The sequence below is a fragment of the Helicobacter sp. CLO-3 genome (assembly GCF_001854545.1).
GTDB lineage: Bacteria > Campylobacterota > Campylobacteria > Campylobacterales > Helicobacteraceae > Helicobacter_B.
Genome location: NZ_MLQN01000058.1, coordinates 1 through 6,730 on the forward strand (window position 1 = coordinate 1; position 6,730 = coordinate 6,730).

General features: G+C 44.8%; 5 protein-coding genes and 1 pseudogene. All 6 read left to right on the forward strand.

The window, feature by feature from the left end; translation table 11 throughout:
* Positions 1-118 precede the first annotated feature (118 nt).
* The 6 genes and pseudogenes from BKN38_RS09825 (at position 119) to corA (ending at position 6,547) form a co-directional block, all read left to right on the forward strand.
* Positions 119-493, forward strand: a complete 375-nt coding sequence (locus BKN38_RS09825; protein WP_066458355.1) for a hypothetical protein — start codon at positions 119-121, stop codon at positions 491-493.
* 215 nt (positions 494-708) lie between these two features.
* Complete coding sequence (locus BKN38_RS09830) at positions 709-1,809, forward strand: hypothetical protein (RefSeq protein ID WP_066458349.1); 1,101 nt, start codon at positions 709-711, stop codon at positions 1,807-1,809.
* Between the two features lie 78 nt (positions 1,810-1,887).
* Entirely contained in the window at positions 1,888-2,277 is a 390-nt protein-coding gene (locus tag BKN38_RS09835; protein WP_070957819.1) for a hypothetical protein, read from the forward strand.
* Between the two features lie 55 nt (positions 2,278-2,332).
* Positions 2,333-3,871, forward strand: a pseudogene (locus tag BKN38_RS12345) (methyl-accepting chemotaxis protein); the annotation flags it as partial.
* Between the two features lie 204 nt (positions 3,872-4,075).
* Entirely contained in the window at positions 4,076-5,284 is a 1,209-nt protein-coding gene (locus BKN38_RS09845; RefSeq protein ID WP_066458345.1) for a phosphoglycerate kinase, read from the forward strand.
* 297 nt (positions 5,285-5,581) lie between these two features.
* Complete coding sequence (gene corA / locus BKN38_RS09850) at positions 5,582-6,547, forward strand: magnesium/cobalt transporter CorA (protein WP_066458342.1); 966 nt, start codon at positions 5,582-5,584, stop codon at positions 6,545-6,547.
* Positions 6,548-6,730 lie beyond the last annotated feature (183 nt).

Consider the following 6,730-nt stretch of genomic DNA (forward strand, 5'->3'; position numbering starts at 1 on the left):
AAAGAATACCATGACGAAGTAGAGCGCATAGTCAAGGCTAAGGAGGAACGCAAAGTCAAGCAGCACTGCAAGAAGTGCGAGTGAGTTTGCTAAATCGGGACTTGATTAAGGAGATTGTATGAAAAAGTTTATTTTGCAATATTTGATTATGGCATGCACAATGGTATATGCTGGACCCCCATTTGCCGAAGCTTTGGCAGTAACAAATGCCATACAATCCTCTATTTTAGCAGAATGGGGATTGCAATATTGCTTGCAATATGATAAAGAAAATTTGTTCGAGCCTATCGAGAAAAATAAACCTTTTAAGCTACGGAAAGATGTAGCTCAAGGCAGGCTAGACTTGCAAAAATATTTTGATGATAACTACTACTACCTGCCTAATGCTATGAGCACTTTGCGTTTTAGACATTGTATGGATATATTTGGATTCGAAAAATATCGTTCTGAAGTAGAGCGCATAGTCAAAAAATACTGCGAGGATTGCAAGTGAGTTTGCCAAATCGGGGTTTGATTTATTAAAGAGATTGTATTTAAAGGCAAGCGTTGTCGATAGATTCTACCAAAAATGCCACAAAGTGTAAATAAAAAAATTTATCCTTAGATAGTTTTGGTATTTGCGGATAAAGTTTGCGATTCTTATGTATAATGCCTTTGCATTAGTCCAAATCGCCAAAATCGCATTTATGAGAATCCTAAGGAGTTTTTATGAAAAAGGTTTTTGCCGTCATTTTGGGGCTTGGCGCGGTGATCATCGTGCTGCTGCTTGGCGTGGTGTTTTATATGAGTCATTCTTTGAAAAAGAATATCCAAGATTCTATAAACGCGCAGCTAGAGCGCGTGCATGATGCAGATCCGAGCCTTTCATATCAGCCTTTTAAATGTCATGGCGTCAAGGATATTTGGTGTGAGTCTGGCAAGGTTGATTGGGGTGATATAGTCTCGCTTGAGCGCGTGCGGCTAGGTATCACAGACATCGGGAGCAAATCGCTTAGAATCAAGCTAGAATCTAGCAATATGACGCTTTCTAGCAAGTCGTTTCTAGGCATGCTTTTGGGCGTGATGGCGCCGGGCGTGGATTTTGGCGATATACTTTTCCCAAAAGATATAAAATGCAGCATCGATAGCAAGCTAGAGACGCTAGCAAAAGCGGAAGGCGCTGGGAATGTCGAAAATGCCAAGAATCCACAAAACCCCATAAATAGCGATATATCCTGCGAGGCTAAGGCAAATAATGCCAAATACAAGCTATATATCGACACTAGAGAAAACTTCGCGCTTGAGCCAGCGACGCTTGAGTCACCCGATAGCCTGCGCGAGGTGATTTTTGGCGCGTTTGAAAAATGCAGCAATGATAGCGAGGCGTTTTTGCGCGATAGTAGCGTGCTGATAGAAAATATATCATTTGTCATGACGACAGAAAATCTGACGCAAAAAATCATCCAAAAGCTCGCAAAAAGCGAGAATCCAAGCGAGCAGGATTCTGCCAAATACAAAGCCCAGCTAGTCCAATCCGCGCAAACGATGAAAAATTTCATCGCCTATACGATGATGCTAGGCAATGTGGCGTATAAAGAAAAAATCATAGCATCATTTGATCACATCACAGATATGATAGGCGGGGTAAATGATGGCATCTGCTACACGCTTTCGCCTATAGATTCTGCGGGTAGGGCGGTGAGCTTGGAAGATGTGCTAAGCCATTCAAAAACTATCATAAATCCCGATTTTTTCACACTAGAATCAAAAGGACTAGACAAAAGTAACATTAGTGCGCTAGAATCCTGCATGCAAAATGCATCAAAATAGCGCAGCAAATATGTCAAATAGCGTAGCAAAAGCGCGCAAAGCGCAGAATCTAATACCAACCAAACCCAAAGGAGCATCATGAAAAATATGGGAATGCGGCGCAAAATGTCGCTCATCACGCTTGTCTCGCTAATAATCAGCTCGGCAATCATCGCAGCAATAAGCTACAACATAAGCAAACAAGGCATCATCGATAATATGACGCACTCAAGGCAAGAGAGCGTAAAAGCGGGGATGCTGTTTATCGATGAGTTTTTCTCGCCAAAGCATAAGAGTATGCAAGCGCTAGCGCGAAGTATGGCAGAGCGCGGCGATGCGTCCAAAGAAACAGCGACAAGGCTTTTGAAAGATATACTTCCGGTTGTGGAGTTTGGCGAGATTTTTATCGGGTTTGAATCTGATGGCTCGCTTATCAAAATAAGTGAGAGCAAAACAAAGCCTTATGCGTATTTTGATGCTGCTGATTAAGTTTGATGCGCGCACGCGTGTGTGGTATCAAGAAGCGAAAAAGCGCGGCAAATCCGGCTATTCCAAACCATATAGCAATGTGGATGATGAGCTGGTGATGTCTGTATATGCTCCTGTTTTCATAGGCGATAAGCTGGTGGCTGTTGTCGGGGGGAATGTGTTTTTGGAAGATTTGCAGATGGAGTTTGACAGACTGCGCGGGAGCGAATCGACTAATATTTTCCTGACAAATGATAGCGATAATGTGATAACACACTCCAATCCAGATCTGATAAACACCGATGATCCGGGCGTGGCTGGCGTGATAAATCTATTTCGCAATGAGCTAAAAGACAAAGATACGCTAAGACCTACTGATGTCATCTCCTATGAGTTTGAAGGCAGCCGCGTGGGCGTGTGTATCAAAGATAGCAAGGATTGGATGCTTTGTTCTTCTAGTCTTTTTTCTGACTATGATGATGCGCTTCGCACAGCACTTTATCAGCAAATCGCCGCATCGCTTGTGATGATAATCGTGGTGATGGCGATAGTAAATGCAGTGCTTTTTTATTATCTAAAAAATCTGCCTATCATACAATCTGGCTTGCATAATTTTTTCGCGTTTATCAACCACGAGAGCAACGACTGCCACAATATACAAGTCAAATGCGATGGCGAGTTTGCCAAAATCGTCCAAGATATAAACGAGAATGTAGCGCATACCAAAGATGCTATAAGGCGTGATAAAGAAGCGGTAGAAGAGACTATAAAAGTTGCCAAAGAGATAGAGGCGGGGAACTTCAACGCGCGCATCTCTTGCAATCCAGGCAATCCGCAGCTAAATGAGCTAAAAAATGTGCTAAATAATATGCTAGAGATTCTCGAGCAAAAAATCGGACGCGATATGAATGCGATAAATCGCGTGTTTGACTCGTATAAAATGCTTGATTTTACGAGCCAAATCGAGGATGCCAAAGGAAATGTGGAAATCACAGCAAATATGCTTGGCAAGGAGATTTGCGGGATGCTCGTAGCATCTAGCAATTTTGCCAAAGATTTGGCTAGCCAAAGCGAAAAGCTAGCAGAATCTATGGGCAAACTCATCTCCTGCTCGCAAACCCAAGCCTCATCGCTTGAGCAATCCGCCTCCGCGATAGAAGAGATAAGCGCATCCATGCAGCAAGTAAGCAACCAAACAACCGAGGCTACAAGGCAGGCCGATGATATACGAAATATCGTAGGCATCATCAAAGACATTGCCGATCAGACAAACTTGCTCGCACTAAATGCCGCTATCGAGGCTGCGCGCGCGGGCGAGCATGGCAGGGGATTTGCCGTCGTGGCTGATGAAGTAAGGAAGCTTGCCGAGCGCACGCAAAAATCGCTAGGTGAAATCGAGGCAAATGTCAATCTGCTAGTCCAAAGCATGAGCGAAATGGCAGAATCTATAAAAGAGCAGACAAATGGCGTAAGCCAGATAAATGAGGCTATCACGCAGCTAGAATCTATCACGCATGAAAATGTCGAAGTAGCCCATGCCACCAACAACATCACAACCAAAGTAAATACCATCGCTGAAGACATCCTAAGCGATGTGAATAAGAAGAAGTTTTAGATTCTGGCTTTGACATAAGCGCTTTAGCCAGGATGATATTTTAGATAGCACCTAGTATTTTTAAATGCCGGGCACTATATTCTTTTTTATCCATTACTGGTAGGCTTTGCCCTAAATTCAGTGGATAGATAACCCCACTTTTTTTTTGATTTATAGTTTTGTGCTATTATTGCGACTTTGAATCAAGACACGCAAGGAGTTATGATGAAGCAAGTCGCTGGTATTACTTTCATGCAGCAGGTGAAAAGCGTGCGAGATGTCGCACTGCGCGACAAGCGCATACTGATACGTGTGGATTTCAATGTCCCTATGGATGAGGATTTCAACATCTCTGATGACACGAGAATCCGCGAGGCGCTGCCCACCATAAACTACTGCATCGACAATGAGCCAAAATCCATCGTGCTAGTGAGCCACCTCGGGCGCCCCAAAGGCGTGCAGCCCGAGTTTTCGCTAAAGCACATCCTAAAGCGACTTGAGCGATTGCTAGAGCGACCGGTGCTTTTTGCGGATTCTATCGAGGCGGTGGAGGCGCTTGGTGAAAGTGCCAGCGGCAGCGTGATACTGCTAGAAAATATCAGATTCTACCCGCAAGAAGAAAAAAATGACGAGACGCTAAGCAAAAGACTTGCAAATCTTTGTGATGTGTTTGTCAATGACGCATTTGGCACGAGCCACAGGGCGCACTCCTCGACTTATGGCATTGCTAGCTTTGCCAAAGAAAAAGTGGCGGGGCTATTGCTAAAAAAAGAGATAGACTCTTTTGCCAAAGCGCTGGCAAACCCGCTAAAACCCGTGCTTCTTATCGTCGGTGGAAGCAAGGTAAGCTCAAAGTTAGGACTGCTTTCAAACATCCTTGGCGTGGTGGATAAAATCATCATCGGCGGGGCGATGAGTAATACATTCCTAAAATCGCTAGGCTTTGATATGGCAAAATCGCTGGTGGAAGAAGACCTAGTCGATGAGGCGCGCGCTATCCTCACCAAAGCCGCGCAAAAAAACACCAAAATCTACCTGCCCGTGGATGTCGTCAGCACCGATGATATCAAAAACCACACCAACATAAAAATAACGCCTGTGCAAGATATCCCAAGCACGCATATCGCGGTGGATATGGGACCAGCGACTACAAAGCTGTTTAACGAAGTCATCCAAGCATCGCAAACCATCATCTGGAACGGACCGCTTGGAATCTATGAAGTCTCGCAGTTCTCGCGCGGGACTTTCAACATAGCACATTCTATCGCGGATACTTATGCCTTCAGTCTCATCGGCGGGGGCGACACGGCGGATGCAGTAGAGCGGGCTGGCGAGCGCGATAATATGAGCTTCATCTCCACAGGTGGCGGGGCGAGCCTAGAGCTGCTTGAGGGCAAAATATTGCCAGCGTTTGAAGTGCTGGATAAAAAGTAGGCGCGCGGTGCGCAAAAGGTAGAATCCAAACTTCGCCCAGCAGAATCTAAGGCGAGCTGGATTCTAGATAAGAATCTAAAAGCCAATCAGATTCTAGTCTAGAATCTAAATTAGTCAGAATCTAGCTAAAGATTCTGCGATTTTCTGCGATTTTGTGGGATATTTTGGATATTATCCGCTAGATATTTGTTAGAGCGCGCCAAAAGTTAAAACCCACTAGATTCTGCTAGATTTTAGATTCTGGCATTTTTTAGCGATAGCGCCTTGCAAGCGCTTATTTTCTATAAGGAGGCGATGATGATGAATGTGTTTTTCAAGCATGGCGGTGTGGTGCGCCGCGAAAGCCTAAGTGTAGAAAATATCGAGAATCTACAGCTTCCGCAAGGCGTGATTTTGTGGATTGACCTGCTGCATCCCACGCCTATCGAGGTAAGCTACATCGCCCAGACTTACGCGCTAGACATCCCTACCAAAGAGGAGCGCGAGGAGATCGAGGAGAGCGCGCGGTATTTTGAGGATGCGCAAAGTATTACGATAAATACTTATTTTTTGATGCGCAATAACGATATGGATTTGCAAAATGAAACTATCACTTTCATCCTATTTCAAGGCATTTTATTTACGATTCGATATGCGGATTTTAAGGTATTCAATGAGATCCAGCAAAGCGTGCTTTTGAGTCCCAAAAATTTCGAAGATGGATTTGATCTGCTAAGCAAGATTTTTGAGCTAAGAGTCGAGCAGGATGCTGATATGATAGAAGGTGCAGCCAAGCTTACAAAGCTGCTTCGCAAATCGGTGTTTGAGCAAGATGCGAGCGACCACATCACGCATCTTACCAAGCTTTCACACCTCCAAGAGCTCAATATGAGCGTGCGCGACTCGCTTTTTGACAAGCGCCGCGCGATAACCATGCTGCTAAAAACCGACAAAGTCGAGCAAGACATCAAAAAAGACCTAACCATCGTGCTAAAGGACTTGAACTCTATCGTCGATTTTACGACGGTAAATCTCACTGTGCTTGATAACACGCAAAATCTATTCACCAGCCAAATCAACATCGAGCAAAACAAGATAATAAAGCTTTTCACCGTGGCGACTATGGCGATGATGCCACCAACGCTCATTGGCACGATTTATGGGATGAACTTCAAGTTTATGCCAGAGCTTGAGTGGGAGTGGGGCTATCCGGTGGTGCTTGTCGTGATGGTCGTCTCTACCGTCATTCCTATCATTTATTTTAAAAAGAAAGGGTGGCTGTAGAGATTGCGCCTATATCGCGGCAAGATAGCGCCAGAATCCAAAATTTGCGAAGCAAATTTTGAGTTTAATCAAATCTTCGCACAAAGTGCGGCACCTTATAGGGCTGACAGGGGTAAGGGGGTGCAGGGGGACTAGGGGGCGGTCTTGCCAATTTAGGGTGCGTGGCCCGCGGCGAAGGGGTGG